Source organism: Beutenbergia cavernae DSM 12333, assembly GCF_000023105.1.
Taxonomy (GTDB): domain Bacteria; phylum Actinomycetota; class Actinomycetes; order Actinomycetales; family Beutenbergiaceae; genus Beutenbergia; species Beutenbergia cavernae.
This window is the reverse complement of the sequence record NC_012669.1, coordinates 3,270,677-3,295,887: the sequence shown is the minus strand read 5'-3', so window position 1 is coordinate 3,295,887 and position 25,211 is coordinate 3,270,677. Positions and strand designations below refer to the sequence as shown.

Annotated in this window: 23 protein-coding genes; 14 read left to right on the top strand and 9 right to left on the bottom strand. The window is 73.9% G+C overall.

Features of this window, described 5'->3' with window-relative positions:
* Nucleotides 1-30: 30 nt before the first annotated feature.
* The 4 genes from BCAV_RS14880 to sdhC are packed head-to-tail and all read right to left on the bottom strand — an operon-like array spanning nucleotide 31 to nucleotide 3,521.
* Entirely contained in the window at nucleotides 31-795 is a 765-nt protein-coding gene (locus tag BCAV_RS14880) for a succinate dehydrogenase iron-sulfur subunit (protein ID WP_015883438.1), read from the bottom strand.
* Nucleotides 795-2,597 carry a succinate dehydrogenase flavoprotein subunit gene (sdhA, locus tag BCAV_RS14875; protein WP_015883437.1) on the bottom strand — a complete coding sequence of 601 codons (1,803 nt, stop codon included), beginning with the start codon at nucleotides 2,595-2,597 and terminating at the stop codon, nucleotides 795-797. The genes BCAV_RS14880 and sdhA overlap by 1 nt, the downstream gene beginning before the upstream one ends.
* Before the next feature lie 37 nt (nucleotides 2,598-2,634).
* Entirely contained in the window at nucleotides 2,635-3,093 is a 459-nt protein-coding gene (locus BCAV_RS14870; protein ID WP_015883436.1) for a succinate dehydrogenase hydrophobic membrane anchor subunit, read from the bottom strand.
* Entirely contained in the window at nucleotides 3,093-3,521 is a 429-nt protein-coding gene (gene sdhC / locus BCAV_RS14865) for a succinate dehydrogenase, cytochrome b556 subunit (protein WP_015883435.1), read from the bottom strand. Before sdhC ends, BCAV_RS14870 begins: the two co-directional genes overlap by 1 nt.
* A gap of 214 nt (nucleotides 3,522-3,735) precedes the next feature.
* Between sdhC and BCAV_RS14860 the strand changes: the two genes are divergently transcribed.
* From BCAV_RS14860 to BCAV_RS14830, 7 genes are all read left to right on the top strand, one after another.
* The gene (locus tag BCAV_RS14860) at nucleotides 3,736-4,884 is read left to right on the top strand and encodes a mannose-1-phosphate guanylyltransferase (protein ID WP_015883434.1); all 1,149 of its coding nucleotides are present in this window, start codon (nucleotides 3,736-3,738) and stop codon (nucleotides 4,882-4,884) included.
* 48 nt (nucleotides 4,885-4,932) lie between these two features.
* Nucleotides 4,933-6,180, top strand: coding sequence for an amidohydrolase (locus tag BCAV_RS14855; RefSeq protein ID WP_015883433.1), 1,248 nt, complete (start codon nucleotides 4,933-4,935; stop codon nucleotides 6,178-6,180).
* 164 nt (nucleotides 6,181-6,344) lie between these two features.
* The gene (locus BCAV_RS14850; protein WP_015883432.1) at nucleotides 6,345-7,472 is read left to right on the top strand and encodes a BMP family lipoprotein; all 1,128 of its coding nucleotides are present in this window, start codon (nucleotides 6,345-6,347) and stop codon (nucleotides 7,470-7,472) included.
* 140 nt (nucleotides 7,473-7,612) lie between these two features.
* The gene (locus BCAV_RS14845) at nucleotides 7,613-9,196 is read left to right on the top strand and encodes an ABC transporter ATP-binding protein (RefSeq protein ID WP_015883431.1); all 1,584 of its coding nucleotides are present in this window, start codon (nucleotides 7,613-7,615) and stop codon (nucleotides 9,194-9,196) included.
* A complete protein-coding gene (locus tag BCAV_RS14840; RefSeq protein WP_015883430.1) occupies nucleotides 9,193-10,440 on the top strand; it encodes an ABC transporter permease in 1,248 nt (415 codons plus the stop codon). Before BCAV_RS14845 ends, BCAV_RS14840 begins: the two co-directional genes overlap by 4 nt.
* Complete coding sequence (locus BCAV_RS14835; protein WP_015883429.1) at nucleotides 10,437-11,726, top strand: ABC transporter permease; 1,290 nt, start codon at nucleotides 10,437-10,439, stop codon at nucleotides 11,724-11,726. Before BCAV_RS14840 ends, BCAV_RS14835 begins: the two co-directional genes overlap by 4 nt.
* Before the next feature lie 10 nt (nucleotides 11,727-11,736).
* Entirely contained in the window at nucleotides 11,737-12,153 is a 417-nt protein-coding gene (locus BCAV_RS14830; protein ID WP_015883428.1) for a cytidine deaminase, read from the top strand.
* On the opposite strand, the gene BCAV_RS14825 is transcribed toward BCAV_RS14830, so the two are convergent.
* Both BCAV_RS14825 and BCAV_RS14820 read right to left on the bottom strand, forming a co-directional pair.
* Nucleotides 12,150-13,430: a glycosyltransferase gene (locus BCAV_RS14825; protein WP_015883427.1), complete on the bottom strand. Its 1,281-nt coding sequence runs from the start codon at nucleotides 13,428-13,430 to the stop codon at nucleotides 12,150-12,152. The two genes, BCAV_RS14830 and BCAV_RS14825, sit on opposite strands and share 4 nt — an antisense overlap.
* A 66-nt stretch (nucleotides 13,431-13,496) precedes the next feature.
* Nucleotides 13,497-14,222: a hypothetical protein gene (locus tag BCAV_RS14820; RefSeq protein WP_015883426.1), complete on the bottom strand. Its 726-nt coding sequence runs from the start codon at nucleotides 14,220-14,222 to the stop codon at nucleotides 13,497-13,499.
* A 201-nt stretch (nucleotides 14,223-14,423) separates the two neighbouring features.
* On the opposite strand from BCAV_RS14820, the gene BCAV_RS14815 reads away from it, so the two are divergent.
* From BCAV_RS14815 to BCAV_RS14795, 5 genes are all read left to right on the top strand, one after another.
* Nucleotides 14,424-15,719, top strand: a complete 1,296-nt coding sequence (locus tag BCAV_RS14815) for a thymidine phosphorylase (RefSeq protein ID WP_015883425.1) — start codon at nucleotides 14,424-14,426, stop codon at nucleotides 15,717-15,719.
* A gap of 100 nt (nucleotides 15,720-15,819) precedes the next feature.
* Nucleotides 15,820-16,239 carry a YidH family protein gene (locus BCAV_RS14810; protein WP_015883424.1) on the top strand — a complete coding sequence of 140 codons (420 nt, stop codon included), beginning with the start codon at nucleotides 15,820-15,822 and terminating at the stop codon, nucleotides 16,237-16,239.
* Nucleotides 16,236-16,568, top strand: coding sequence for a DUF202 domain-containing protein (locus tag BCAV_RS14805; protein WP_015883423.1), 333 nt, complete (start codon nucleotides 16,236-16,238; stop codon nucleotides 16,566-16,568). Before BCAV_RS14810 ends, BCAV_RS14805 begins: the two co-directional genes overlap by 4 nt.
* A complete protein-coding gene (locus tag BCAV_RS14800) occupies nucleotides 16,561-17,415 on the top strand; it encodes a hypothetical protein (RefSeq protein ID WP_015883422.1) in 855 nt (284 codons plus the stop codon). The genes BCAV_RS14805 and BCAV_RS14800 overlap by 8 nt, the downstream gene beginning before the upstream one ends.
* A 22-nt stretch (nucleotides 17,416-17,437) precedes the next feature.
* Nucleotides 17,438-18,556 carry an adenosine deaminase gene (locus BCAV_RS14795; protein ID WP_015883421.1) on the top strand — a complete coding sequence of 373 codons (1,119 nt, stop codon included), beginning with the start codon at nucleotides 17,438-17,440 and terminating at the stop codon, nucleotides 18,554-18,556.
* 33 nt (nucleotides 18,557-18,589) lie between these two features.
* Here BCAV_RS14795 and BCAV_RS14790 read toward each other — a convergent pair whose 3' ends face one another.
* The 3 genes from BCAV_RS14790 to BCAV_RS14780 are packed head-to-tail and all read right to left on the bottom strand — an operon-like array spanning nucleotide 18,590 to nucleotide 21,729.
* A complete protein-coding gene (locus tag BCAV_RS14790) occupies nucleotides 18,590-19,054 on the bottom strand; it encodes a MarR family winged helix-turn-helix transcriptional regulator (protein ID WP_015883420.1) in 465 nt (154 codons plus the stop codon).
* A gap of 9 nt (nucleotides 19,055-19,063) precedes the next feature.
* Complete coding sequence (locus tag BCAV_RS14785; RefSeq protein WP_015883419.1) at nucleotides 19,064-20,839, bottom strand: phospho-sugar mutase; 1,776 nt, start codon at nucleotides 20,837-20,839, stop codon at nucleotides 19,064-19,066.
* On the bottom strand, nucleotides 20,836-21,729 hold the full coding sequence (locus BCAV_RS14780; protein ID WP_015883418.1) for a purine-nucleoside phosphorylase: 894 nt from the start codon (nucleotides 21,727-21,729) through the stop codon (nucleotides 20,836-20,838). Before BCAV_RS14780 ends, BCAV_RS14785 begins: the two co-directional genes overlap by 4 nt.
* Nucleotides 21,730-21,745: 16 nt before the next feature.
* Between BCAV_RS14780 and BCAV_RS14775 the strand changes: the two genes are divergently transcribed.
* Together BCAV_RS14775 and BCAV_RS14770 are read left to right on the top strand one after the other, a co-directional pair.
* Nucleotides 21,746-23,221: an NAD(P)H-quinone dehydrogenase gene (locus BCAV_RS14775; protein WP_015883417.1), complete on the top strand. Its 1,476-nt coding sequence runs from the start codon at nucleotides 21,746-21,748 to the stop codon at nucleotides 23,219-23,221.
* A 285-nt stretch (nucleotides 23,222-23,506) separates the two neighbouring features.
* A complete protein-coding gene (locus tag BCAV_RS14770; RefSeq protein WP_015883416.1) occupies nucleotides 23,507-25,192 on the top strand; it encodes an ABC-F family ATP-binding cassette domain-containing protein in 1,686 nt (561 codons plus the stop codon).
* Nucleotides 25,193-25,211: the final 19 nt, after the last annotated feature.

The window sequence follows — 25,211 nt, the reverse complement described above, 5'->3', positions numbered from 1 at the left end:
GCAGAAATCCTCTCGCGAAGGGGCCGGCGGTCAGATGGTGCGGGTGAGGATCGCGCGCTTGACCTCGGCGATCGCCTGCGTCACCTGGATGCCGCGCGGGCACGCCTCGGTGCAGTTGAAGGTCGTGCGGCACCGCCACACGCCCTCCTTGTCGTTGAGGATCTCCAGGCGCTGCTGCCCGCCCTCGTCACGGCTGTCGAAGATGAAGCGGTGCGCGTTGACGATCGCGGCCGGGCCGAAGTACTGCCCGTCCGACCAGAAGACCGGGCACGACGTGGTGCACGCCGCGCACAGGATGCACTTCGTGGTGTCGTCGTAGCGCTCCCGTTGCGCCGCCGACTGCAGCCGCTCGCGGGTCGGGGCGTTGCCCGTCGTCATGAGGAACGGCATGACCTCGCGGTAGGACGCGAAGAACGGCTCCATGTCGACGATGAGGTCCTTCTCGACCGGCAGGCCCTTGATGGGCTCGACGGTGATGACCTTCTCCGGGTTGAGGTCCTTGAGCAGCGTCTTGCACGCGAGGCGGTTGCGGCCGTTGATCCGCATGGCGTCCGACCCGCACACGCCGTGCGCGCACGAGCGGCGGAACGTCAGCGACCCGTCCTGGTCCCACTTGATGGAGTGGAGGGCGTCGAGCAGGCGGTCGGTGCCGTGCGCCCGGACGGTGAACTCCTGCCAGTACGGCTTCGGGTCGGCGGCGTCCGGGTCGTACCGCTCGATGCGGAGCGTGACGTCGAAGGAGGGCACCTCGCCGACAGCTGGTGCGGCGTCGGTCGCCTCGAGGGTCGCGGTCATCAGAACTTACGCTCCATCGGCTGGTACCGGGTCAACGTGACGGGCTTGTAGTCGAGGCGCACCTCGTGCGGGCCGATCCCGGCGGCGTCGACCGCCTCGGCACCCTCGGCACCGGTCGTCGCGACCCGGTAGGCCATCGTGTGGCGCATGAAGTTCGTGTCGTCCCGCTGCGGGTAGTCCTCGCGGTAGTGACCGCCGCGCGACTCGTTGCGGGCGAGCGCGCCGGTCACGACGACCTCGGCGAGGTCCAGCAGGAAGCCGAGCTCGGCGGCCTCGAGCAGGTCGAGGTTGTACCGCCGGCCCTTGTCCTGCACGGCGACGTGGCCGTAGCGCTCCTGGAGCTGCTGGATGTCGACCAGAGCCTGCTTGAGGCTGGCCTCCGTGCGGAACACCTGCGCGTTCACGTCCATCGTCTCCTGCAGCGCCCGGCGCAGGTCGGCCACCTTCTCGCCGACGGGGCGCGTCCGCATCGCCTCGAGCTGGGCGACGACGCGCCCGGCCGGGTCGTCGGGGAGCTCGGCGAGCGTCGCGCCGGCCGCGTACTCGGCGGCGGTGATGCCGGCCCGCTTGCCGAACACGTTGATGTCGAGCAGCGAGTTCGTGCCGAGCCGGTTCGCGCCGTGGACGCTCACGCACGCCACCTCGCCCGCGGCGTACAGCCCGGGGACGATGTCGGTGTTGTTGCGCAGCACCTCGCCCTCCACGGTGGTGGGCATGCCACCCATGGCGTAGTGCGCCGTCGGGTACACCGGCACGGGTTCCGTGTACGGCTCGACGCCGAGGTAGGTGCGGGCGAACTCGGTGATGTCGGGGAGCTTCGCGTCGATGTGCGCCGGCTCGAGGTGCGTGAGGTCGAGCAGCACGTAGTCCTTGTTCGGGCCGGCGCCGCGGCCCTCCCGCACCTCGTTCGCCATCGCGCGGGCGACGACGTCGCGAGGCGCGAGGTCCTTCAGCGTCGGCGCGTACCGCTCCATGAAGCGTTCGCCGTCGCTGTTGCGCAGGATCGCGCCCTCGCCGCGGGCGGCCTCCGAGAGCAGGATGCCGAGGCCCGCGAGGCCCGTGGGGTGGAACTGGAAGAACTCCATGTCCTCGAGCGGGAGCCCGCGGCGGTAGGCGATCGCCATGCCGTCGCCGGTCAGCGTGTGGGCGTTCGACGTCGTCTTGTACACCTTGCCGGCGCCGCCCGTGGCGAAGACCACCGACTTGGCGCGCACCACGTGGATCTCACCGGTGGCGAGCTCGTAGGCGACGACGCCGGCCACCTGCGGGTCGCCGTCGGGATCCTGCGGGTCGGCGGTCAGCAGGAGGTCGAGCGCGTAGAACTCGTTGAAGAACTCCACGCCGGCCTTGACGCACTGCTGGTACAGGGTCTGCAGGATCATGTGGCCCGTGCGGTCGGCGGCGTAGCAGGAACGGCGCACAGGGGCGTCGCCGTGGTTGCGGGTGTGGCCGCCGAACCGGCGCTGGTCGATCTTCCCGTCGGGCGTCCGGTTGAACGGCAGGCCCATCTTCTCCAGGTCGAGGACCGCGTCGATGGCCTCCTTCGCCATGACCTCGGCCGCGTCCTGGTCGACCAGGTAGTCGCCGCCCTTGACGGTGTCGAACGTGTGCCACTCCCAGTTGTCCTCCTCGACGTTCGCGAGGGCGGCGCACATGCCGCCCTGGGCGGCACCGGTGTGGGAGCGGGTGGGGTAGAGCTTGGTGAGGACGGCGGTGCGGGCGCGTGAGGACGACTCCAGCGCGGCTCGCATCCCGGCGCCCCCGGCGCCCACGATGACGACGTCGTAGCTGTGCGTCTGCACGTGCGGCCTCCTTCGGGTTCGGGCGGGTTCGGGACGGTCAGGCGGTGCAGAACGACGGCAGCAGGTGCGCCGCGGCGCCGGTGGGGCACGGGTCGAACGTGAAGATCACGAGCGTGCCGAGGACGACGGTGACGACGAACGCGAGGTAGAGGAGCGACTTGAGGACGACGCGCGTCACGTCGCGCTCCGCGTAGTCGTTGATGATCGTGCGGACGCCGTTCGTGCCGTGGATCATCGCGAGCCACAGCATGAGGAGGTCCCAGACCTGCCAGAACGGGGAGGCCCACTTGCCGCCCACGAACGCGAAGTCGATCGCGCCGACACCGTCGCCCACGAGCAGGTTGACGAACAGGTGCCCGAAGATCAGCACGATGAGCAGCACGCCCGAGGCGCGCATGAAGATCCAGGCCCACAGCTCGCTGTTGCCGGGCGTGCGCAGGCGCCGGGTGTACCGCGCCCGCGGGTTGGCGATGACGCCGTCGTCGATGGTCGCCATCAGTGCCCCCCTCCGAACACGTTCATCAGGTGGCGGGGCAGGAACCCGGCGAACAGCACGACGGCGAGGCCGATGACGATCCACATCATGAGCCGCTGGTACTTCGGGCCCTTCGCCCAGAAGTCCACGAGGATGATCCGCACGCCGTTGAACGCGTGGAACAGGATCGCCGCGACGAGCCCGGCCTCGCCCAGGCCCATGATCGGCGTCTTGTAGTGCCCGATGACGGAGTTGTACGCCTCGGGCGACACGCGCACGAGCGCCGTGTCCAGCACGTGCACCAGCAGGAACAGGAAGATGAGCATCCCCGTGACCCGGTGGAGCACCCAGGACCACATGCCCTCACGGCCGCGGTACAGCGTCCCGGTCCCCACCTCCCGCGACGAGGTAGGCGTCGGCGGCGGCGGTGTGGTCGGCGCTGTGGCCACGAGTCTGTGCCTCCCGGGCATCGTGCGGACGTCCGAGCGCGGGCGACGGCGCGAGTGTCGCGGGGCAGGAGACGTCCGAGGGGTCTCCGGGCCACTGTAATGATTCTGTGGAGGCGCTCGCGCCACGAGAGCCCCGATGGGGCCCGGACGTGACCCACGCCACGTTCGTCGAGCCCCCGGAGCCGGGTGCGCCGGGCGCCGTACGCTGACCGCCATGCAGAGCGCGCCGGAGCAGGCAGCCCCCGAGGTGGGCGGCCCGATCGAGGACCTGTACGCCGTCGTCCCCGCCGGCGGAGCCGGGACGCGCCTGTGGCCGCTGTCGCGCCGCGCACACCCGAAGTTCCTGCTGGACCTCACCGGGTCGGGGCGCACCCTGCTCCAGGGCACCTGGGACCGGCTGCAGCCGCTGACCGGGCCGGATCGGGTGGTGGTCGTCACCGGGCGGGCGCACGCCGGCGCCGTCGCGGAGCAGCTGCCGGACCTGCCCGCCGACGCGCTGCTCGCCGAGCCGTCGCCCCGCGACTCCATGGCGGCGATCGGGCTCGCTGCCGCCGTCCTCGCGCACCGGCACGGCGACGTCGTCCTCGCCTCGTTCGCCGCCGATCACGTGATCCACGGGGAGGCCGCGTTCGCGCAGGCGGTCGGGGCCGCCGTCGCCGCGGCCCGGGACGGCGCCGTCGCGACCATCGGGATCGCCGCCACCACGCCGTCGACGGCGTTCGGGTACATCGAGGTGGGCGAACCGCTGCCCGGGGCGGCGGGGGAGCGCGGCGCGCGTGGCGTCGTCGCTTTCCGGGAGAAGCCCGACGCCGCCACTGCCGCGGAGTACGTCGCCGACGGCCGCCACCGGTGGAACGCGGGCATGTTCGTGGTCCGCGCGCGCGTGCTGCTCGACCATCTCGCCCAGCAGCGGCCGGAGCTCGCCGCCGGCCTCACCGAGATCGCTGCCGCCTGGGACACACCGGCCGAGCCCGACACCCTCGCGCGCGTGTGGCCGACGCTCGAGAAGATCGCCATCGACTACGCGATCGCCGAACCCGTGGCGGCCGCCGGCGGCGTCGCGGTCGCCCCGGGGGACTTCGCCTGGGACGACGTCGGCGACTGGGACTCCCTCGGTGCGCTGCTGGCGCCGGACGCCGGCGGCGTGCACGTGCTCGGCGACGCCGACGCGACGCTCGTGCGGGACTCCGCGGGCGCCGTCGTCGTGGCCGCCGGCGCACGCACGGTGACGGTCCTGGGCGTGCCGGACGCCGTCGTCGTCGACACCCCCGACGCGCTGCTCGTCACGACACGGGACCAGGCGCAAGGCGTGAAGCGCGCCGTGGACGCGCTCGCCGAGCGGGGCGCCGACCGCCTGCTGTAGGCGGACTCAGACGGCGGCGTCGGTGCGTCCGCGGGTAGCCTCACCCGCGTGTCCACCCCCGTCCTGACAGGTCCCCTCGCCGCGCTCGCCGCGCGCATCGACGACGTCGTCGCCGACCTCACCGACGAGCTCGTCGCGATCCGGCGCGACATCCATGCGCATCCGGAGCTCGCCCGCACGGAGCAGCGCACCACCGCCGCCGTCGCCGAGCGGCTGCGCGCCGCCGGGCTGAGCCCGCGACTGCTGCACGGCTCGGGACTCGTGTGCGACGTCGGCCCGAGCGCCGCGAGCACCGGCCGCCGCCTCGTCGGGCTGCGTGCCGACCTCGACGCGCTGCCGGTGCCGGAGACCACGGGGCTGCCGTTCGCGTCGACGAACGCCGGTGTGGCGCACGCGTGCGGGCACGACGTGCACACGAGCGTCGTGCTCGGCGCGGGCCTGGCGCTCGCCGAGCTCGCCGCGTCCGGCGACCTCGCCGTCGGCGTCCGCCTCGTGTTCCAGCCGGCCGAGGAGGTCATGCCCGGCGGCGCTCTCGACGTCATCGAGGCCGGCGTGCTCGAGGGTGTCGAGCAGGTCTACGCGCTGCACTGCGACCCGAAGGTCGACGTCGGCGCGATCGGGTCCCGCATCGGCTCCATCACGTCGGCGTCGGACACGATCACCGTGACGCTGACGTCGGCCGGAGGTCACACGTCGCGCCCGCACCTGACCGGCGACGTCGTCTTCGCCCTCGGCCAGGTGATCACGCAGGCGCCGTCGGTGCTCGGGCGGCGGCTGGACCCGCGCGCCGGCGCCAACCTCACGTGGGGGAGCGTGCGCGCGGGGCAGGCGGCGAACGCGATCCCGAGCGTCGGAACCCTCCGCGGGACGCTGCGCATGCTCGACGCCGGCGCGTGGGAGCACGCGGGTGCGGTGCTCGACGACGCGATCGAGCAGATCGTGGCGCCGTACGGCGTCGGGGTCGAGGTCACGCACGTGCGCGGCGTGCCCCCGGTCGTCAACGAGGAACGCGCCGTGGCGATCATCGAGCACGCCGCGCGGACGGCGCTCGGCGAGGAGGGCGTGCTGCTCACCGAGCAGTCGCTCGGCGGGGAGGACTTCGCCTGGTACCTGCGCCGCGTCCCGGGCGCCATGGTGCGGCTGGGGACCCGGACGCCGGGCGGGCCGACCTATGACATCCACCGCGGCGACCTCGTCGTGGACGAGCGCGCCATCGGCGTCGGGGCGAGAATCCTTGCGCGGACGGCGATCATCGCCGGGTCGCGTCCGGCGCCGGAGCGTCTCCCGGTCGCCTGACACCGTTATCCCACAGGGCACGGTTGCATCACGATTTCCGTCAGGGTCTCAGCATGTAACACCCCCGGAACGTCGCGGCGGTTATGGTGACGTCGAATCGCACGCAGCACCCCGCGGCGCGCTCCACAACCGCCCACCGGTGGACGAGGACTCAAGGAGTCAGAGTGAAGAAGTCGACCTTTGGCATGGCGGGCATCGCCGCCATCGCGCTGACGCTCGCCGCGTGCGGCGCTGCCCCCGAGGAGGAGGAGACAGCAGGCGGCTCCGAGGAGACCTCCGACGGCGGCAGCGGCGTGGTGGAGGGCTTCAAGGCCTGCATGGTGTCCGACCAGGGCGGCTGGGACGACCAGTCGTTCAACCAGTCCGGCTTCGAGGGCCTCGAGCGTGCCGCCGACGAGCTCGGCGTCGAGGTGAACTCCGTCGAGTCCACCGCCGACGCGGACTACGGCCCCAACATCGACAGCCTCGTCCAGGACGGCTGCACCTACATCATCGGGGTCGGCTTCCTGCTCGAGCAGGCGATCCAGGACGCCGCTGTCGCGAACCCGGACCTGCAGTTCGCGCTCATCGACTCCTCGCTGTCCGACCCGGGCGCCACCGAGGCCGACCCGCCGGTGCCGGTCGAGCTGGACAACGTCAAGCCGCTCCTGTTCAACACGGCCGAGGCCGCGTTCCTGGCGGGTTACGTCGCCGGGTCGCAGACCGAGACCGGCGTCGTCGGCACGTTCGGCGGCCTCCCGATCCCGTCGGTGAACATCTTCATGGACGGCTTCGTCGACGGCGTCGCCCAGTGGAACACCGACAGCGGTGACGACGTCCAGGTGCTCGGTTGGGACAAGGAGACGCAGGACGGCCAGTTCTCCGGCGACTTCGAGACCCAGGCCAACGGGCAGAACATCACCCAGGGCTTCCTCAACCAGAACGCCGACATCGTGATGCCGGTCGCCGGTCCCGTCGGTCTCGGTGCCGCCGCGGCCGCCGAGGGCGTCGAGGGCACCCGGATCATCTGGGTCGACTCCGACGGCTTCGAGTCGACCGAGTACGGCGACATCATCCTCACGTCCGTCGTGAAGGAGATCGGCGCGGCGGTGTTCGACTCCATCGACGAGGCCTCGCAGGGCAACTTCTCCAGCGAGCCGTACGTCGGCACGCTCGAGAACGAGGGCGTGGCGCTCGCGCCGTTCCACGACTTCGAGGACGCGGTCCCGGCGGACGTCGTGGACCGGGTGGCCGAGCTCCGGGAGCAGATCATCTCGGGCGAGCTCGTCGTCGAGTCCCCGAACACCCCCTGATCCCCGCGAACGACGCGAATCACCGGTGGTCCGGGCGATGCGCCCGGACCACCGGTGTTCGTGCGGGGGGTGCAGATCGAGGGACAACGCGGCACAGTGAGCCGCACTGGCCGTGAGGAGTGCTCGGTGAGGAGTGGCCGATGAGGCTGGAGCTGCGCGGGATCACCAAGCGGTTCGGCGACCTGGTCGCGAACGACGGCATCGACCTCGTGGTCGAGCCCGGCGAGATCCACGCTCTCCTCGGCGAGAACGGGGCGGGCAAGTCCACGCTCATGAACGTGCTCTACGGGCTGTACGAGCCCGACGCCGGTGAGATCGTCGTCGACGGCGAGCCCGCGCGGTTCACCGGACCGGGCGACGCGATCGCCGCCGGCATCGGCATGGTCCACCAGCACTTCATGCTCGTGCCGGTCTTCACCGTGGCGGAGAACGTCGTGCTCGGCTACGAGCCGACGCAGGCCGCGGGCCTGATCAACCTGCCGCGCGCACGCGCGATCGTCACCGACATGGCGGCGCGGTTCGGGTTCGGCGTCGATCCCGACACGCGGATCGAGGACCTCCCGGTCGGCGTCCAGCAGCGGGTCGAGATCATCAAGGCGCTCTCCCGCGAGGCGCGCGTGCTCATCCTCGACGAGCCGACGGCGGTGCTCACGCCGCAGGAGACCGACGAGCTCATCGAGATCATGCGCCAGCTCAAGGCCGCCGGCACGTCGATCCTCTTCATCACCCACAAGCTCCGCGAGGTCAAGGCGATCGCCGACCGGATCACCGTGATCCGGCGCGGCCGGGTGGTCGGCTCGGCCGAGCCGAGCGCGTCCGAGAAGGAGCTCGCCTCGCTGATGGTCGGCCGGTCGGTCGAGCTGGGGGTGGCGAAAGAGGCGGCGACGCCCGGGCCGAGCAGCCTGGTGGTGCGTGGGCTGGTCGTCACGGACGCCGCGGGGCTGCCGGTGCTCGACGGCGTCGATCTGGAGGTCGCGCGCGGGGAGATCCTCGCGGTGGCGGGGGTGCAGGGCAACGGCCAGACCGAGCTCACGGAGGCGATCCTCGGGGTCGTGGCCCCGACCGCCGGGACGATCGAGCTCGACGGCCGCGATCTCGGCCCGCTCTCGGTCCGCGAACGGCTCGACGCCGGGCTCGGCTTCGTGCCGGAGGACCGCAGCACCGACGGGATCATCGCCGACTTCTCCATCACCGAGAACCTGGTGCTCGACCTGGTCGGTGCCCGCCCGTACTCCCGCGGGGGCGCGATCGACCGGGGGCGGCTGGAGGAGAACGCTCAGCAGCGGATCGCCGAGTTCGACGTGCGGACGACCTCGCCCGAGGTCCCGGCGAGCACCCTGTCGGGCGGGAACCAGCAGAAGGTCGTGCTCGCCCGCGAGATGTCCCGCGAGCTGCGCCTGCTCGTCGCCTCCCAGCCCACCCGTGGCCTCGACGTCGGGTCGATCGAGTTCGTCCACTCGCGGCTGGTCGCCGAGCGTGACCACGGCAGCGCCGTGCTCATCGTCTCGACGGAGCTGGACGAGGTGGTGGCGCTCGCCGACCGGATCGCCGTCATGTACCGGGGCCGGGTCGTCGGCGTCGTCCCCGGCGGCGAGGACCGCGACGTGCTCGGCCTCATGATGGCCGGCGTCCCGCTCGAGGAGGCGCGCGCGCAGTCCGCCGAGCACCACACGGTGCTCGCGGAGGCCGACCTGCAGGCCGAGACCGAGGAGGACCCGGCATGACCGAGTCTCAGGCGCCCCCACCGGCCACGCCCCCACCGGCCACGCTCCCGCCCGACACGAGCGAGGCCGGCCCGACCCGCAGCGAGAGCCTGCTCCGGGACATCCTGTCCTCGTCGTGGGTGATGACGCTCGCCGCGATCGTGCTGGCGCTCGTCATCGGTGCGGTGCTCGTCATCGCCGCCGACCCGGACGTGCAGGCCGCCGCCGTCTACTTCTTCGCTCGGCCGGCCGACTTCCTCGCCGCGGCGTGGGACGCCGTCTTCGCCGCCTACAGCGCGCTCCTGCAGGGGGCGATCGTGGACTGGCAGGCCACGTCCTTCCAGCGCGCCGTCCGGCCGATCACCGAGACGATGACGATCTCGGTGCCGCTCATCCTGGCCGGCCTGGGGATCGGCATCGGCTTCCGCTCCGGGCTGTTCAACATCGGCGCCCAGGGCCAGATGATCCTCGGTGCGATCCTCGCCTCCTACCTCGGCTTCACGCTGCAGCTTCCCGGTGTGCTGCACGTCTTCGTCGCGCTCGTCGGAGCGGCCGTCGGAGGCGCGGTGTGGGCGGGGATCGCCGGCGTCCTCAAGGCGCGCACCGGCGCCCACGAGGTCATCGTCACGATCATGCTCAACAACATCGCGGTGTACCTGGTGCTGTACGTGCTCACGCTGCGCGTCTTCGAGAGCGGGACCCCGCAGGTCGCCAAGCCGGTCCGGGACTCCGCGATGCTGCCGCTGCTCCTCGGGCCGGGGTTCCGCCTGCACCTCGGGTTCGTGCTGGCGCTGCTCGCCGCGGTCGGGGTGTGGTGGCTCATGGAGCGTTCGGTGCTCGGGTTCCGCTTCCGCGCCGTCGGCTCCAACGCGAACGCCGCCCGTACTGCCGGCATCTCGGTCGCCGGCGTCACGGTGGCCGTCATGGCGATCGCCGGCGCGCTGGCCGGCCTCGGTGGCGGGATGCAGCTCCTCGGGACGGAGCGCAACCTCACCGGGTCCATCGCGGGGACCGTCGGCTTCGACGCGATCACCGTCGCGCTGCTCGGCCGCTCGAAGCCGCTCGGGACCGTGCTCGCCGGCCTGCTGTTCGGCGCGTTCGCGGCGGGCGGGCGTCTCATGCAGACCCGCACCGGGACGCCGATCGACCTGGTCCTCGTGCTCCAGTCGCTCATCGTCCTGTTCATCGCTGCGCCCCCGTTGGTCAGGTCGGTGTTCCGGCTGCCGGCCCCCGGCGCCCGTCGTCGCTCGGAGGCGCTCGCATGACGCTCGCACCGCCCCTCCAGCCGCAGCCGCACGCCGTCGTCGAGCCGGGTGCCGCACCCGTCAAGATCAGCTACCGCGCGCCGATCGCGTTCACCGTGCTCGGCCTGCTCGGCGTCTGGATGGCGGCTCTCGTACCCGCCGGCGACACGCAGATCCGCGTCTCCACCGGGGCCGACCTGTGGCAGCTCCCGCTGCTGGTCGTCCCCGCCGCGGCGACGACGTGGGTGCTCGTGCTGCTCGCGCTGGGCCTGGCCGCGTTCTCCTGGGTGCAGGCCGTCCGACGGCGCCCCGTGGGCACGTGGGTCGGCGTCGTCTTCGGCGTCCTGCTCGTCCTGGCGTTCCTCGTCTCGATCGGGGCGGGCAAGACCCAGGTCGTCGCGCTGACGGGCATCCTCGCGGGCGCGCTGTTCCTCGCGACGCCGCTGATCTTCGGTGCGCTGAGCGGCGTCGTCTGCGAGCGGGTCGGCATCGTGAACATCGCGATCGAGGGCCAGCTGCTCGCCGGGGCGTTCCTCGCCGCCGTCGTGGCGTCGCTGACGACGAGCGCCTACCTCGGGCTCGTCGCCGCCCCGATCGCGGGTGCCGGCGTCGGCGTGCTGCTCGTGTTCTTCTCGATCAAGTACCAGGTCAACCAGATCATCGTGGGCGTCGTGCTCAACGTCCTCGTGATCGGCCTGACGAGCTTCCTGTTCTCGACGGTGCTGACCGAGCACGACGCGTGGAACCGGCGCACGCCGCTGCCGACGGTGCCGATCCCGGTGCTGTCGGAGATCCCGCTGATCGGACCCGTCCTGTTCCGGCAGACGGTGCTCGTGTACCTCATGTACGTCGTCGTCATCGCCCTGCAGGTCTACCTGTTCCGCAGCCGGTGGGGCCTGAGGGTGCGCGCGGTCGGCGAGCACCCGAAGGCGGCGGACACGGTCGGCATCGACGTCAACCGCACCCGGTGGCGCAACGCGATCCTGGGGTCGGCCATCGCTGGCCTGGGCGGGGCGTTCTTCACCGTCGCGTCCGGTCTGGCGTTCGGCAAGGAGATGACCGGCGGGCGCGGCTTCATCGCGCTCGCGGCGATGATCCTGGGCCGGTGGAGCCCGAAGGGCGCTGTCGCGGCGGCCCTGCTGTTCGGCTTCTCGGAGAACCTGCGGACCGTGCTGCCGACGCTCGAGGTGAGCGTGCCGCCGCAGCTCCTGCTCATGCTCCCGTACATCGTGACGATCCTCGCGGTGGCCGGGTTCGCCGGACGCGTGCGTGCGCCGGCGGCCGAGGGCATCCCCTACGTGAAGTGAGGTGGGCGCGATGAGCGGGCCGACCCACGCCGCCGACGTCGACTGGGCGGAGCTGCGGGCCGCTGCCCGCGACGTGCTGGCGCGCGCCTACGCGCCGTACTCGGGGTTCCCGGTCGGCGCCGCGGCCGTGGTCGACGACGGCCGGGTCGTCGTCGGGTGCAACGTCGAGAACGCCGCCTACGGCGTGACGCTGTGCGCGGAGTGCTCGCTCGTCTCGGCGCTGGTGGTCGGCGGCGGGGGGCGGCTCGTCGCGTTCACGTGCGTCGGCCCGGACGGCGCCGTGCTCGCCCCGTGCGGCAGGTGCCGCCAGCTGCTGTGGGAGCACGGCGGGCCGGAGCTGCTCGTCGAGACCGCCCGGGGGATCGTGCCGATGACCGAGGTGCTGCCCGACGCGTTCGGGCCGGCGGACCTGGAGCGGTACGCCTAGGCTCCCGCGACGAGCCCCTCCACGAGGTCGACGGCTCGGCGCGTTCCGCCGAGCCCTCGCAGCTCGGCGCCGACCCTCGCGGCCTCGCGCGCGAACCGTGGCTCGTGCAGCACGCGGCCGACGGCGTGGTCCACCTGCGCAGGACTCGGTGCGCCGGTCCGCAGGTCGATGCCCGCGCCCGCGCGGGCCACGCGAGCGGCGATGTCCGGCTTGTCGAGGTCCCCGCCAGCGACGACGAGCGGGACGTCCGCGCCGAGCGCCGCCAGCACACCGCCCCAGCCCCCGTTCGTGACCACGACCGACGTGCGCTCCAGCAGCGGCCCGTACGGGATCATCCGCGCGGCCCGAGCGTTGGCGGGCAGCGGTCCCGGCGGCTCGGCGTCCGGCGCGAGGCCGACGACGACGAGCACGTCGCGCTCGGCGAGGGCGTCGAGCGTCGGCCGGATCAGGTCGCGCACGTCGACGTTGTACGTGCCCTGCGTGACGTGGACGACGGGGCGTTCGGCGGAGACGACGTCGTCCCACCACGCCGGCAACGCCTGCTGTGCGGCCGCGCCGGCGCCGGGCGACGACAGCTGCCCGACGAACTCGAGGAACGGCGGCAGGTCGCGGGTCGGCGGGGTGAGCGCCGGCGCGCCGCTGGCGAGGCTCAGCGTGCGGGAGTACGCCACCGTGGGGTACGGGATGCCGGAGGCTCCGAGCCCGGCCGCCGTCCGGGCTCGGGCGTACGCCCGCTCGAAGGGCACGACGGCCAGTCGGCCGAGGCCGCGGAGCACCGCGTCGCGGGCGCGGCCCACGCTCCCGCGCCCCGGCGCCAGCCCGAGACCCGGCGGCGGCAGGTCCCGGCTCGGCCACGCCGGCGGGACGACGCCGACGCTCACCCACGGTGCGGTGACCTGCTCGGCGGCGAACCGTGCTCCGAATGCGAGCCCGTCGGCGACGAGCACGTCCCAGGGCCGGTCCTCCCAGGCGGCGATCAGATCCGCGGACTGGCCCGGCGCCGTCCCGATGAACAGGTCGATCACGTTGACGGCCATCTGACGGACGCCGCGGCGGTCGACCAGTCGAGGGAACGTGGCCGCGAGGTCGGTCTCGTCGAAGTCCTGCGCCGAGTGCCACGCGGCGTGCTCCGCACCGGATCCCCGGACCGCCTCGGCGAACGCGCCGCCGGTGTGCACGCGCACCGTGTGCCCCCGCGCGGCGAGCTCCTCGGCGAGGCCGAGCATCGGCCGGACGTGGCCCGTGAAGGGCATGGCGACCACCATGACGTCGAGCATCCCGCCACCCCATCACAGGTCGGCGGTGTCGCCACAGCGATTCTGCCCTGCGCCGTCGGGCGGGTCTCAGTTCTCGTGGCGGGCGGGGACCGTGGGCCGGGGCTCGCGCGGCACCCTGGTCGGGCGCCCGGACGGCGGCGTCGCGACCGGCGACCCGTCGGCGATCGCCCAGTGCATCCCCACCCAGTAGACGCCGTCGTGCGCCGCGAGGCGGAGCTTCTCCAGAGGCGAGCGGCGCGAGCCGTCCCACCGGTGGTCCTCGCCGTCGATGTCCACGTACAGCGTCTTGGGGAGGAAGATGTCGTCGGCCCTGATCTTCTTGTAGACCTTCCACGCCTCCTGGACACCCTTCCACGCGATGGTCGCGAGCTCTTTCCCGGTGAATCCGAGGAACTCGAACCCGGAGGCCGCGTCGTCCGCGGCGGGGCCCTGCCGACGACGACGGCGGTCCCGCTCCGTCGGCAGGTTCTCCTTCACGCTCTTCGTCAGCGCCGTGAGGAACTCGGGGATCGCCTCGCCGTTGTCCCGCTCGGCCAGGACGACGGCGGCGACGTAGGCCCGCGGGTAGACGCCGTCGTCCAGCCGGAACCGGGCCAGCGTCTTGGCCGGCGAGAAGTCGCGGGCGTCGCCGTCGTCGAACTCGCCGATGCGGACCTCGTCCACGGTGTTGACGACCAGGCGGCTGTCCACCGTCACAGCGGCGAGGTAGATGTCGTCGCTGCCCCACTCCGGCCAGGTGCCCGTCTCGTCCGCGGCCTTGACCCGCGACACGTTCAGTCTGAGCTCGTTCATGATGTGCCTCCTCATCCGGCGTCCGGCTGCCCAGCTCGGTCGGGCGGACGTGCGGACGTCCTGCCAGGCTAGGAACGGCCCGCACCCCGGCGGAACGCCCGTGCTTCCGGGGTTCTTGCCCGTTCGTCCAGGAGGAGGCGGACGGGCGTGCGCCCGGCTCGCGGCACTGCCGAACCCGAGGTTCTCAGTAGGCTGGCGGCCATGGCCGAGCCCTTCGACGCCGTCGACGTCATCCGCACGAAGCGCGACGGCGGGGCGCTCACCACCGCACAGATCGACTGGGTCCTGGACGCCTACGTCCGGGACGCCGTCGCCGAGGAGCAGATGGCCGCGCTCGCGATGGCGATCCTGCTGCGCGGGCTCTCCCGCGAGGAGCTTGCCGCGTGGACGACGGCGATGATCGCGAGCGGCGAGCGGATGGACTTCTCCGGGCTGTCGCGGCCGACCGTCGACAAGCACTCGACGGGCGGGGTCGGCGACAAGATCACGCTCCCGCTCGCACCGCTCGTGGCCACGTTCGACGTCGCGGTCCCGCAGCTGTCCGGCCGCGGGCTCGGCCACACGGGCGGCACGCTCGACAAGCTCGAGGCGATCCCCGGCTGGCGGGCGGCCCTCACGAACGACGAGATGCTCGCCCAGCTCGACGACGTCGGTGCGGTGATCTGTCAGGCAGGATCTGGGCTCGCTCCCGCTGACCGGAGGCTGTACGCGCTGCGCGACGTCACCGGGACGGTGGAGTCGATCCCGCTGATCGCGAGCTCGATCATGAGCAAGAAGATCGCGGAGGGCACCGGCGCGCTGGTCCTCGACGTCAAGGTCGGGTCGGGGGCGTTCATGAAGGACCTCGACGACGCGCGGGAGCTCGCGCGCACGATGGTCGCCCTGGGCACGGATGCGGGGGTGACGACGACGGCGCTGCTCACCGACATGTCGACGCCGCTCGGGCTCACGGCCGGGAACGCGCTCGAGGTGCGGGAGTCGGTCGAGGTGCTCGCCGGCGGGGGACCGGCCGACGTCGTCGAACTGACCCTCGCCCTCGCCCGCGAGATGCTCGACGCCGCCGGCCGCCCGGACGCCGACCCCGCCGCCGCGCTCGCGGACGGCCGGGCGATGGACACCTGGCGGCGCATGATCGCGGCGCAGGGCGGCGACCCGGACGCGCCGCTGCCGAGCGCCCGGCACAGCGAGGACGTGCTCGCCCCCGCGGACGGCGTGCTCGTGACGCTCGACGCGTACGCCGTGGGGGTCGCCGCGTGGCGGCTCGGCGCGGGCCGCGCCCGCCGGGAGGACCCGGTGCAGGCGGGCGCCGGCGTCGAGCTGCACGCGAAGCCGGGCGCGCTGGTCCGGGCCGGGGAGCGCCTGCTCACCCTCCACACGGACACGCCGGAACGGTTCGCGCGCGCGCACGAGGCGCTCGAGGCGGCCGTGACGATCGCACCCGAGGGCGCCCGGCCCGCCGGCGGCGGCGTCGTGCTCGAACGCGTGGACGCGGCGTGAGCACGGACCCGACCTCCGCGCCATCCTGCCGAGCTCGTACCTCGGCGGCGAGGTCGTACTCCGGGGCGTCCGAGCTCGTCGCCGAGGTACGAGCTCGGCGATGGCGGTGCGGCCGGTGAAGGCGGACGGCTCGACGGCGGACGAGGGCTCGCCCGCACGTCGCCCGCAGTCGGTGTACGGGGTGGGCTCCGACCCGGACCCGCGTTTCTCGCTCGCGAACGAGCGGACGGCCCTCGCGTGGGTCCGCACCGGCCTCGCGCTGGTGGCCGGGGGCGTGGCGCTGACCTCGCTGGCCGCGTTCGCCGACCTGCCCGCGATGCTCGACGTCGTCGCCGCCGTCGCCTGTCTCGCCGGCGCCGCGATCGCCGTGAACGCGCTGGCGACGTGGCGGCGGGCAGAACGGGCCCTGCGGCTGCGCCAACCCCTGCCCGCGCCGACCGCACTGGTGCCGCTCGCGATCGGCGTCGGCGTCGGCGCGCTCGGGCTCGCCGTGTACACGCTGAGCCAGGTGTGGCGATGATGCGCGTCCCGGAGGTCGCGGGCCTCGCCGACGACGACGGCGCGCAGCCCCAGCGGACGGCGCTCGCGTGGCAGCGGTCCGTGCTCGCGGCGGTCCTCGGGGCGCTGCTCGTCGCGCTGGGCGCGCTGCGCCGCGGGGCGGAACCGCTCTCCGCGCTCGCCGCCGTCGGCGCGCTCGCGCTCGTGGTCGGCGTCCTGGTCTGGGTGCGCCGGCCCGGCCGCGGCCCCTGGGACCGGCTCGCGCGGCTGGTCGCGGCGGTCGTCGCCGTCGCCGCGGCCGGCACGGCGCTCGCCGTCGTCGGGATCGTCCTCGGAGGCGGCGATGCCTGAGCCGCTGTCGCTCAGCAGGGCCCTCGGCATGCTCGGGTGGCGCGTCCCCGCGGCGAAGCGCGGGCGGCCGCTCCCGAGCCGGCTGCGTGCGCCCGCGGACGTCGAGCCCGTCGAGCTCGACCCCGCCCTGAGTACCCGGCAGCGTCGCGAGATCCGTGCGCCGCTGCGCGGGGGGCGCACCGGCACGATCCGCCTGGGCGGCGCCGTGGCACGGCAGCTCAGCCCGGTGACGTGCGGCGCGAGCGTGCTGCTCATGCTCGCGGCCGCGGGCGACCCGGACCTCGCCGCGTGGCTCGTGGCCGGTTCACGGAGCGGCGTCCGGCCACCTGAGCTGTCCATGCTCGCCCCGCACGAGCTCGCGGAGCCGAGCGCCGAGCGGCGGCTCGCCCTCGCGCAAAGGTCCGTGCACGAACGCGCGCGGCGCGACGCCGTCGCCGGGCTGCCGTGGCCGCGGCGGTTCGGCACGCCGCCGTGGGGTGCCGCCCGCGAAGCGCGCTTCCGTGGCGTGCGGTACACGGACGTCGTCGTCGACGACACGGACGTCGCCGCGACGCGCGCCGTGCTCGAGACGGTCCGCGCGGCCAACGACCTGGGGATCGGCGTCCCGCTCTACACCGGTGGCGACGTCGCGTCCGGCTGGGACACGGCCCTCCCGCGGCACGTCGTGCTCGCGGTCCCGGCGCCGTCGGCACCCGCCGGGCAGCTGCGCCTCTACGAACCCGGCCGGGGCGCCGTCGTCGCGATCGAGGCCGAGGAGCTGCTCGGCCGTCGTCGGCCGCACGCGGCGCTCGGCGGATGGACGCACGTGGCCTGGGCGGTGCTGCCCGTCGAGGCGTTCGGGCGCTGAGAGCGGCGCTACGGTAGCGACCATGGCCGCTGCCGATCTCACCGCCGAACCGCCCGCCCTCACGCCCGAGCTCGTCGCGGCGCTGCCGAAGGTCGTGCTGCACGACCATCTCGACGGCGGGCTGCGCCCCGCGACGATCGTCGAGCTCGCCGCCGAGGCGGGGCACGAGCTGCCGACCACCGACCCCGCGGAGCTCGGCGCCTGGTTCGTCGAGGCCGCCGACTCCGGGTCGCTCGAGCGGTACCTCACCACGTTCGACCACACGATCGCCGTCATGCAGACGCCCGACGCCCTGCGCCGCGTGGCCCGCGAGTCCGTGCTCGACCTGGCCGCCGACGGCGTCGTCTACGCCGAGCAGCGGTACGCGCCCGAGCAGCACCTCCAGCAGGGGATGTCGCTGCAGGAGGTGGTCGACGCCGTCCAGCAGGGCTTCGACGAGGGTGTGGCGGAGGCCGCCGAGGCGGGCCGGACGATCACCGTCGGCACGCTGGTCACGGCGATGCGGCACGCGGACCGCGGCGTCGAGATCGCCGAGCTCGCCCTCGCGAACCGGGACGCGGGCGTGGTCGGGTTCGACATCGCGGGCGCGGAGGCCGCGTTCCCGCCCAGCAACCACCTCGAGGCGTTCACGCTGCTGCGCCGGTCGTCCTTCCCGGTGACGATCCACGCGGGGGAGTCGTCCGGCGCCGACGCGATCTGGGAGGCGCTGCAGCTGTGCGGCGCGCTGCGGATCGGCCACGGCGTCCGGATCGACGAGGACATCGAGCTGGCCGCGGACGGCTCCGTCGACGGCGCGAGGCTCGGGGTGCTGGCGCACTGGGTGCGCGACCGGCAGGTGCCGCTCGAGATCTGCCCCAGCTCCAACCTGCAGACGGCCGCCGCCGAGTCGATCGCGACGCACCCGATCACGATGCTGCGTGACCTGGGCTTCGCGGTGACGATCAACACGGACAACCGCCTCATGTCCGGCACGTCGATGAGTCGCGAGATCTCGCTGCTGGCCGCCGAGGCGGGCTGGACGCTGGACGACGTCGAGGCCGCGACGCTCACGGCCGCGTTCAACGGCTTCGCGCACCACGACGTGCTCGAGGCGATCGTCGCGGAGCAGATCCTGCCGGCGTTCGCGGAGCTCGCCGGCTGAGCGGGCGGCGCGACCGCGCTCGCGGACGCGCCCCTAGCGGGTGCGGCGCTCGCCGCGGAGCGTCTCGTCGAGGGAGTCGCGCAGCAGCGCGGCGAGCCGGCTGAACGTGGCGAGGTCCTCGGGCGACCACGCTGCGACGAGCTCGTCCAGCGCCGCCTGGCGTCGTGCCGAGAACAGCGCCAGGCGGTCGGCGCCGGCGGGAGTGAGCCCGATCAGCGCGGCACGCGCGTCGGCCGGGTCGCCGACGCGTTCCACGAGGCCCTCCTCCTCGAGCGCGCCGACGCGCCGGGAGATCGTCGAGATGTCGAGCCCCACGAGGGTTGCGAGCTCGGTGATGCGCATCGAGCCGGATCGACGCAGGTGGTACAGGACGAGCACGGCACCTACGGGCATCTCGTCACGCGTGCGCTCGGTCGCGAGGCGGGCGAGCGTGAGCAGCGTCCAGGAGAGGCCGTGCGCGTCGGCGTCTCGGGCGTCGTCGGCGGCGGGAACCGTCATGGCACGACGTTAGCGGCTCGTCGGGGTGCCGGCGGCCGTGCCGTCGAGGCCGATCGCCCGGCGCAGGTCGGCGGTGATGTCGGCGAGCCGGGCGGCGGCGTCAGCGCGGGCCGGCGCGAGGTCCCCGGGGCCCACCTCCTGCACCACCTCGAGGTACGCCTTGAGCTTCGGTTCGGTTCCGCTGGGCCGCACGATCACCCGGTCGCCGTCCTGCGTCTCGTACAGCAGGCCCTCCGTCGGCGGGACGTCGTAGTGCCCCTCCGGCGTGGCGACGCGCAGCCCGAGCGTGAGGTCGACGGATCGGACGACGGGCGAGCCCGCCAGCGACGTCGGCGGGTGCTCCCGCAGGCGGCGCATGGCGGCCGGGATCAGCGCGAGGTCGTCGACGCGGACCGTCAGCGGAGCGGTGACGTGGAGCCCGTGCTCCCGGGCGAGGTCGTCGAGGGCATCATCGAGCGAGCGGTTCTCGGCGCGCAGCGCGGCGGCGAGGGACGCGACCCGCACGGCGGCGCTGATGCCGTCCTTGTCGCGGACCGCCGCCGGATCCACGCAGTAGCCGAGCGCCTCCTCGTAGCCGTACGCGAGCCCGGGCACGCGGCTGATCCACTTGAAGCCGGTGAGCGTGGACCGGTGGCGCAGGCCGTGGGCGGCGGCGATCCGCGCCAGGAGGCGGGAGGACACGATGGAGCTCGCGAGCACCGGCGGCTCCGGCTCGGCGCCGGCACCCCCCGCGACGGCGAGCGCCGCCGCCTGGGCGCCGAGCAGCGCGCCGACGTCGTCCCCGGACAGGCGCCGCCAGCGTTCCGCGGCGGCGGCGTCGGGGACCGCGACGCCGCACCGGTCCGCGTCCGGGTCGACGGCGAGCACGAGGTCGGCGGAGACGTCCCGGGCGAGCGCGAAGGCGAGGTCCAGGGCGCCGGGTTCCTCGGGGTTCGGGAACGCGACGGTCGGGAAGTCGGGATCCGGTGCGGCCTGGGCGGCGACGACGTGGACGTCGTCGAAGCCGGCCCGCCGCAGGGCCTCCGCGGCAGCGGCACCGCCGACGCCGTGCAGCGGCGTGAGCACGATGCGCAGGTCGGCGGAGCCCGGGGCGGCCAGCCCCGCGGCGCGCACCAGGTAGTCCTCGAGGACCGCCTCGCCGAGGGTCGTCCAGCCCTCGGTGGCTCGCGGCACGGACGCGACGGCGTCGACGGCGGCGATCCGGCTCGCGATGGCGGCGTCGTACGGCGGCACGATCTGGGCGCCCTGCCCGGCGTCCGTGACCACTCGCCCGCCGAGGTACACCTTGTAGCCGTTGTCGGCGGGCGGGTTGTGGCTGGCCGTCACCATCACGCCCGCGTCCGCGTCCAGCTGCCGCACGGCGAAGGCGAGCACCGGCGTCGGCCACGCGCGCGCGAGCAGGATCGCCTCGCCTCCCGCGGCCGTGACGACGGCGGCCGTGTCCCGCGCGAACTGCGCGGACCCGTGGCGGGCGTCGAAGCCGATCACCACGCGGGGGCGCTCGCCGGGCAGCTCGGCCGCGAGGAACGCGGACAGGCCGGCCGCCGCGCGGATCACGACGGCCCGGTTCATCCGGTGCTCGCCCGCACCGAGCGGGCCTCGCAGGCCGGCCGTGCCGAACTCGAGCGGGCCGGAGAACCGGTCGGCGAGATCGACGACGGCGTCCGGGTCGCCCGCGCGGGCGGCGGCCAGCACCGCGGTGAGCTCGGCGGCGGCGGCGGGGTCGGGATCGTCGTCGATCCAGGCGGCCGCGCGGGCCGCGACGTCGTCGTCGAGCGCCGTCACAGCTGGCGGACGATCTCGGCGAGCAGGGCGCTGATCCGCGGTCCGGCGGCGATGCCCGCCTCGATCACCTCGGCGTGCGAGAGCGGCTCGGGCGAGATCCCGGCGGCGAGGTTCGTGACGAGCGAGATGCCGAGGACCTCGAGCCCCACGTGCCGGGCGGCGATCGCCTCGAGCGCGGTGCTCATGCCGACGAGGCTCCCGCCGATGGTGTGCGCCATCCGCACCTCGGCCGGGGTCTCGTAGTGGGGTCCGCGGAACTGGACGTACACGCCCTCGCCGAGGGAGGGGTCGACCCGGCGGGCGAGCTCGCGCAGGCGAGGCGAGTACAGGTCGGTGAGGTCCACGAACGTCGCGCCCTCGAGGGGCGACGCCCCCGTGAGGTTGATGTGGTCGCTGATGAGGACGGGCGTCCCAGCCGGCGCCCCCAGGTCGAGGCCGCCGCACCCGTTGGTGAGGACGAGGGTCCGAACGCCTGCTGCCGCAGCGGTCCGGACCGGGTGGGCGACGCGGCGGACGCCGCGGCCCTCGTAGTAGTGGGTGCGCGCCCCGAGCACGAGCGCGTACGTGTCCGCCCCGTAGGCGCCCTCGCCGGTGGGGGCGAGCGCGGAGTGGTCGACGCGCACGGACCGGATCGTCCCGCCGTGGCCGGGCACGACCGGCCGCGAGAAGCCGGGGAGCTCGGCGGCGTCGACCTCGGCGACGGTCTCGCCGAGGAGGTCGGCCGCACCACCCCAGCCGGAGCCCAGGACGAGCGCGACGTCGTGCCTCGCGATGCCGGTGATCTCCGCGATCCGATGGGCGGCGAACGCCGCGACCTCGAAGGGATCGGTGGCCGGATCGTCGATGTCGGGAACGGGTCCGGTCGGGGCCTGGGTGCTCACGCGCGTCACGGTACTACCCGGCACAATGGGGCGCGTGACGTCGATCGAGCAGCCTGTCCTCCCGGCCGACCAACCGAGTGGCGGAGGCCCGTCGTCGACCCGACGCGGCAGTCACGTCGTCATCGTCGGCGGGGGGCCCGGCGGGTACGAGGCGGCGCTCGTGGCACGCCAGCTCGGGTCCCGGGTGACGCTCGTCGAGCAGCAGGGGCTCGGCGGCTCCGCCGTCCTGACGGACGTCGTCCCGTCGAAGACGCTCATCGCGACGGCGGAGTGGCGGGCGATCACGGAGAGCGCGGCCGAGCTCGGGATCGACTCCGACCGCGCGGAGACCGAGGAGTTCCGGGTCGACCTGGCGCAGGTCAACGAGCGGGTGAAGCGCCTCGCACAGGCACAGTCGGCGGACATCCGGGTGCGCATGGAGCGGGAGGGCGTGGAGCTCGTGGCCGGGACCGGCCGGCTCGACGGACCGTCCCGCGTCGTCGCGACCACAGCCGACGGCGAGCGTGCCTTCGACGCTGACGTCGTGCTCGTCGCCACGGGTGCGTCGCCGCGGATCCTGCCCACCGCCGTCCCGGACGGCGAGCGGATCCTCACGTGGACGCAGCTGTACGACCTCGCGGAGCTGCCCCGGCGGCTGATCGTCGTCGGGTCGGGTGTGACCGGGGCCGAGTTCGCGGGCGCCTACAACTCGCTCGGGGTCGACGTGGTGCTCGTGTCGAGCCGCGACCGCGTGCTGCCGGGCGAGGACTCCGACGCCGCCGAGCTCATCGAGAGCGTGTTCCGCCGACGGGGCATGGAGGTGCTGTCACGCTCGCGGGCCGCGTCGGTGGAACGCCACGGCGACGGCGTCAGGGTGACGCTCGCGGACGGGCGCGAGGTCGACGGTTCGCACTGCCTGCTCGCCGTGGGGGCGGTGCCGAACACGCGCGACCTCGGGCTCGAGGGCGCCGGGGTGGAGCTCACGGAGTCCGGGCACGTCGCCGTGGACCGGGTCTCCAGGACCACGCAGAGCGGCGTGTACGCGGCCGGCGACGTCACGGGCGTCCTGGCGCTCGCGTCGGTGGCGGCGATGCAGGGTCGGATCGCGATGTGGCACGCGCTCGGCGACGCCGTCGCCCCGTTCGAGGTGGCGCAGGTCGCGGCGAACATCTTCACGGCGCCCGAGATCGCGACCGTCGGGGTGTCGGAGGCGGACATCACCTCCGGGAAGGTCGACGGGCGCGTCACGACGCTGCCGCTCGCCCGGAACCCGCGCGCGAAGATGCTCGGCATCCGCGAGGGCTTCCTCAAGCTGTTCTCACGGCCGTCGTCGGGCTCGGTGATCGGCGGCGTGGTCGTGGCGCCGCGCGCGAGCGAGCTGATCTTCCCGATCACGCTGGCCGTGGCGCACCGCCTGACCGTCGACCAGGTCGCGCACGCGCTCACGATCTACCCGTCGCTGTCCGGGTCGATCGCCGAGGCCGCCCGGCAGCTCCACGAGACCGGCGACGGCATCGGCTGAGGCTCGCCCGGGACCCCGAGCGCACCCTGGGCCGCGCTCGCGAGGCGTGGTGCGCGGGTGAGGGTGCCCTCGCCGAGGCGAAGGGCGGCCGACGGCGCGGTCGCCGCGTCGCGTCAGCAGTCGATCGAGGCCGGTCAGCCGACCCGACGTGCCGGAAATCACGATGACACGGCGACCCCCGGCCCGTACCGTGGACGCCATGTGGATGTGACCTGCCCAGGCCCCGAACCCCCTTCCGCCGCCCGCAGCCTCGACTGCCGCGGCGCACCTGGCAGGTGAACCCACATGTCCCAGCTCCTGGTCGCCACCGATGTGGCCAAGTCCTACGACGGCCGCGCCGTCCTGCGCGGCGTGACGTTCGCCGTCGACCCCGGGCATCGCACCGGGCTCGTCGGCGAGAACGGCTCCGGCAAGTCCACCCTCCTGCGCATCCTGGCGGGCACGTTGCGGGCCGACGGCGGCGGCGTCACCCGGCCGGCGGATGTCGGCTTCCTGCACCAGGAGTTCCCGTTCCCGGCCGACGCGAGCGTGCGCGACGTCGTCGGCCACGCCCTGACCGGCGTGCGGGCGGTCGAGGCGGCGCTCGGCGTCGCGGCGGAGGAGCTCGCGACCGGGACGTCGTCGGCGGCGGCCGCCTACGACCGGGCGCTCACGCGAGCGGAGCTGGCGCAGGTGTGGGACGCGGACGTCCGAGCCGCACGCACCCTGGCCGGCCTGCGGCTCGGCGACCCGGACTCCGAGTTCGGGGACATCCCCGTCGGTCGGCTCTCCGGAGGGCAGCGCACGCGGCTCGGGCTCGCGGCGTTGCTCATCGCTCAGCCCGCCGCGCTGCTGCTCGACGAGCCGACGAACCACCTCGACGACGACGCCGCCGAGTACCTCGCGCTGGCCCTGCGCGCGCTGCCGGGCGCCGTGGTGCTGGCGAGCCACGACCGGGTGTTCCTCGACGAGGTCGCCACGGAGATCCTCGACCTCGACCCGGCCGCCGGGACCGTGGCCGACGGCGGTCCGGCCGCCACGCTCTACGGCGGCACGTACTCGGACTACCGCGAGGCGAAGCGGGTCGAGCGGGAGCGCTGGGAGGCACGCTTCACGGCGGAGCAGCAGGAGCTGCGCGACCTGCGCCGGTCGGTCGCCGTCACGGCGCGCGACGTCGCCAAGGACCGGGAGCGCGGCAACCAGGCGAAGATCCTCTACGACTTCAAGGGCGAGCGCGTGCAGGGCCAGATCTCGCGGCGGGTGCGCAACGCCCAGCAGCGCCTCGACGCCCTGGACCGCGACCAGGTGCGCAAGCCCCCGCCGCCGCTGCGGTTCGCGCCGCCGGAGGGGCGCCGGGGCGGTCCCGCGGCGGGCCTCGCCCTGTGGGCGCGTGAGGTGAGCGTCGACGACGGCGCCGGGTCGCCCCGGCTGGACATGGTCGCCGCGGGTGTGCCCGCACTCGAGATCCCCGGCGACGGGCGGATCCTCGTCACCGGTGCGAACGGCGCGGGCAAGTCGACCCTCCTGCACGTCCTCGCGGGGGACCTCGCCCCGACCCGCGGAACGGTCGGGCGACGCCGGGGCGTGAGCGTCGGGCTGCTGGAGCAGGACGACGGTCTCGGCGACGACCCGCGGACTCCCCGCCGCCTGCTGTCGCTGCTGCAGGGCAGCGGCGACGGCGACACAGACGGCGACACGAGCTCACGGGTCGACGCGTTCGGCCTCGTCGCCCCGCGCGATCTCGACCGCCCGCTGCGCGAGCTGTCGGTGGGTGGGCGACGCCGGGTCGTGCTCGCGATGCTCACGTCGCACGCCCCGGACGTCCTGCTGCTCGACGAGCCCACGAACCACGTGTCGCTGACGCTCGCCGAGGAGCTCATGGCCGCGCTCGCCGACTGGCCGGGCGCCGTCGTCGTCGCATCGCACGACCGGTGGCTGCGGCGCGGCTGGACCGGTGACGTCGTGAATCTCGCTCCCGGCACGCGTGCATGACAGCGGCACGTAAGTGTGC

What these genes read in the sequence shown, in the direction of transcription:
- BCAV_RS14830 (WP_015883428.1), top strand. Translation starts at nt 11,737, where the DNA reads ATGAGCGGGCCGACCCACGCCGCCGACGTCGACTGGGCGGAGCTGCGG.
- BCAV_RS14820 (WP_015883426.1), bottom strand. Translation starts at nt 14,222, where the DNA reads ATGAACGAGCTCAGACTGAACGTGTCGCGGGTCAAGGCCGCGGACGAG.
- BCAV_RS14845 (WP_015883431.1), top strand. Translation starts at nt 7,613, where the DNA reads ATGAGGCTGGAGCTGCGCGGGATCACCAAGCGGTTCGGCGACCTGGTC.
- BCAV_RS14800 (WP_015883422.1), top strand. Translation starts at nt 16,561, where the DNA reads ATGCCTGAGCCGCTGTCGCTCAGCAGGGCCCTCGGCATGCTCGGGTGG.
- BCAV_RS14840 (WP_015883430.1), top strand. Translation starts at nt 9,193, where the DNA reads ATGACCGAGTCTCAGGCGCCCCCACCGGCCACGCCCCCACCGGCCACG.
- BCAV_RS14795 (WP_015883421.1), top strand. Translation starts at nt 17,438, where the DNA reads ATGGCCGCTGCCGATCTCACCGCCGAACCGCCCGCCCTCACGCCCGAG.
- BCAV_RS14825 (WP_015883427.1), bottom strand. Translation starts at nt 13,430, where the DNA reads ATGCTCGACGTCATGGTGGTCGCCATGCCCTTCACGGGCCACGTCCGG.
- BCAV_RS14835 (WP_015883429.1), top strand. Translation starts at nt 10,437, where the DNA reads ATGACGCTCGCACCGCCCCTCCAGCCGCAGCCGCACGCCGTCGTCGAG.
- BCAV_RS14815 (WP_015883425.1), top strand. Translation starts at nt 14,424, where the DNA reads ATGGCCGAGCCCTTCGACGCCGTCGACGTCATCCGCACGAAGCGCGAC.
- BCAV_RS14880 (WP_015883438.1), bottom strand. Translation starts at nt 795, where the DNA reads ATGACCGCGACCCTCGAGGCGACCGACGCCGCACCAGCTGTCGGCGAG.
- BCAV_RS14770 (WP_015883416.1), top strand. Translation starts at nt 23,507, where the DNA reads ATGTCCCAGCTCCTGGTCGCCACCGATGTGGCCAAGTCCTACGACGGC.
- BCAV_RS14870 (WP_015883436.1), bottom strand. Translation starts at nt 3,093, where the DNA reads ATGGCGACCATCGACGACGGCGTCATCGCCAACCCGCGGGCGCGGTAC.
- BCAV_RS14860 (WP_015883434.1), top strand. Translation starts at nt 3,736, where the DNA reads ATGCAGAGCGCGCCGGAGCAGGCAGCCCCCGAGGTGGGCGGCCCGATC.
- BCAV_RS14790 (WP_015883420.1), bottom strand. Translation starts at nt 19,054, where the DNA reads ATGACGGTTCCCGCCGCCGACGACGCCCGAGACGCCGACGCGCACGGC.
- BCAV_RS14810 (WP_015883424.1), top strand. Translation starts at nt 15,820, where the DNA reads ATGGCGGTGCGGCCGGTGAAGGCGGACGGCTCGACGGCGGACGAGGGC.
- BCAV_RS14775 (WP_015883417.1), top strand. Translation starts at nt 21,746, where the DNA reads ATGGGGCGCGTGACGTCGATCGAGCAGCCTGTCCTCCCGGCCGACCAA.
- BCAV_RS14805 (WP_015883423.1), top strand. Translation starts at nt 16,236, where the DNA reads ATGATGCGCGTCCCGGAGGTCGCGGGCCTCGCCGACGACGACGGCGCG.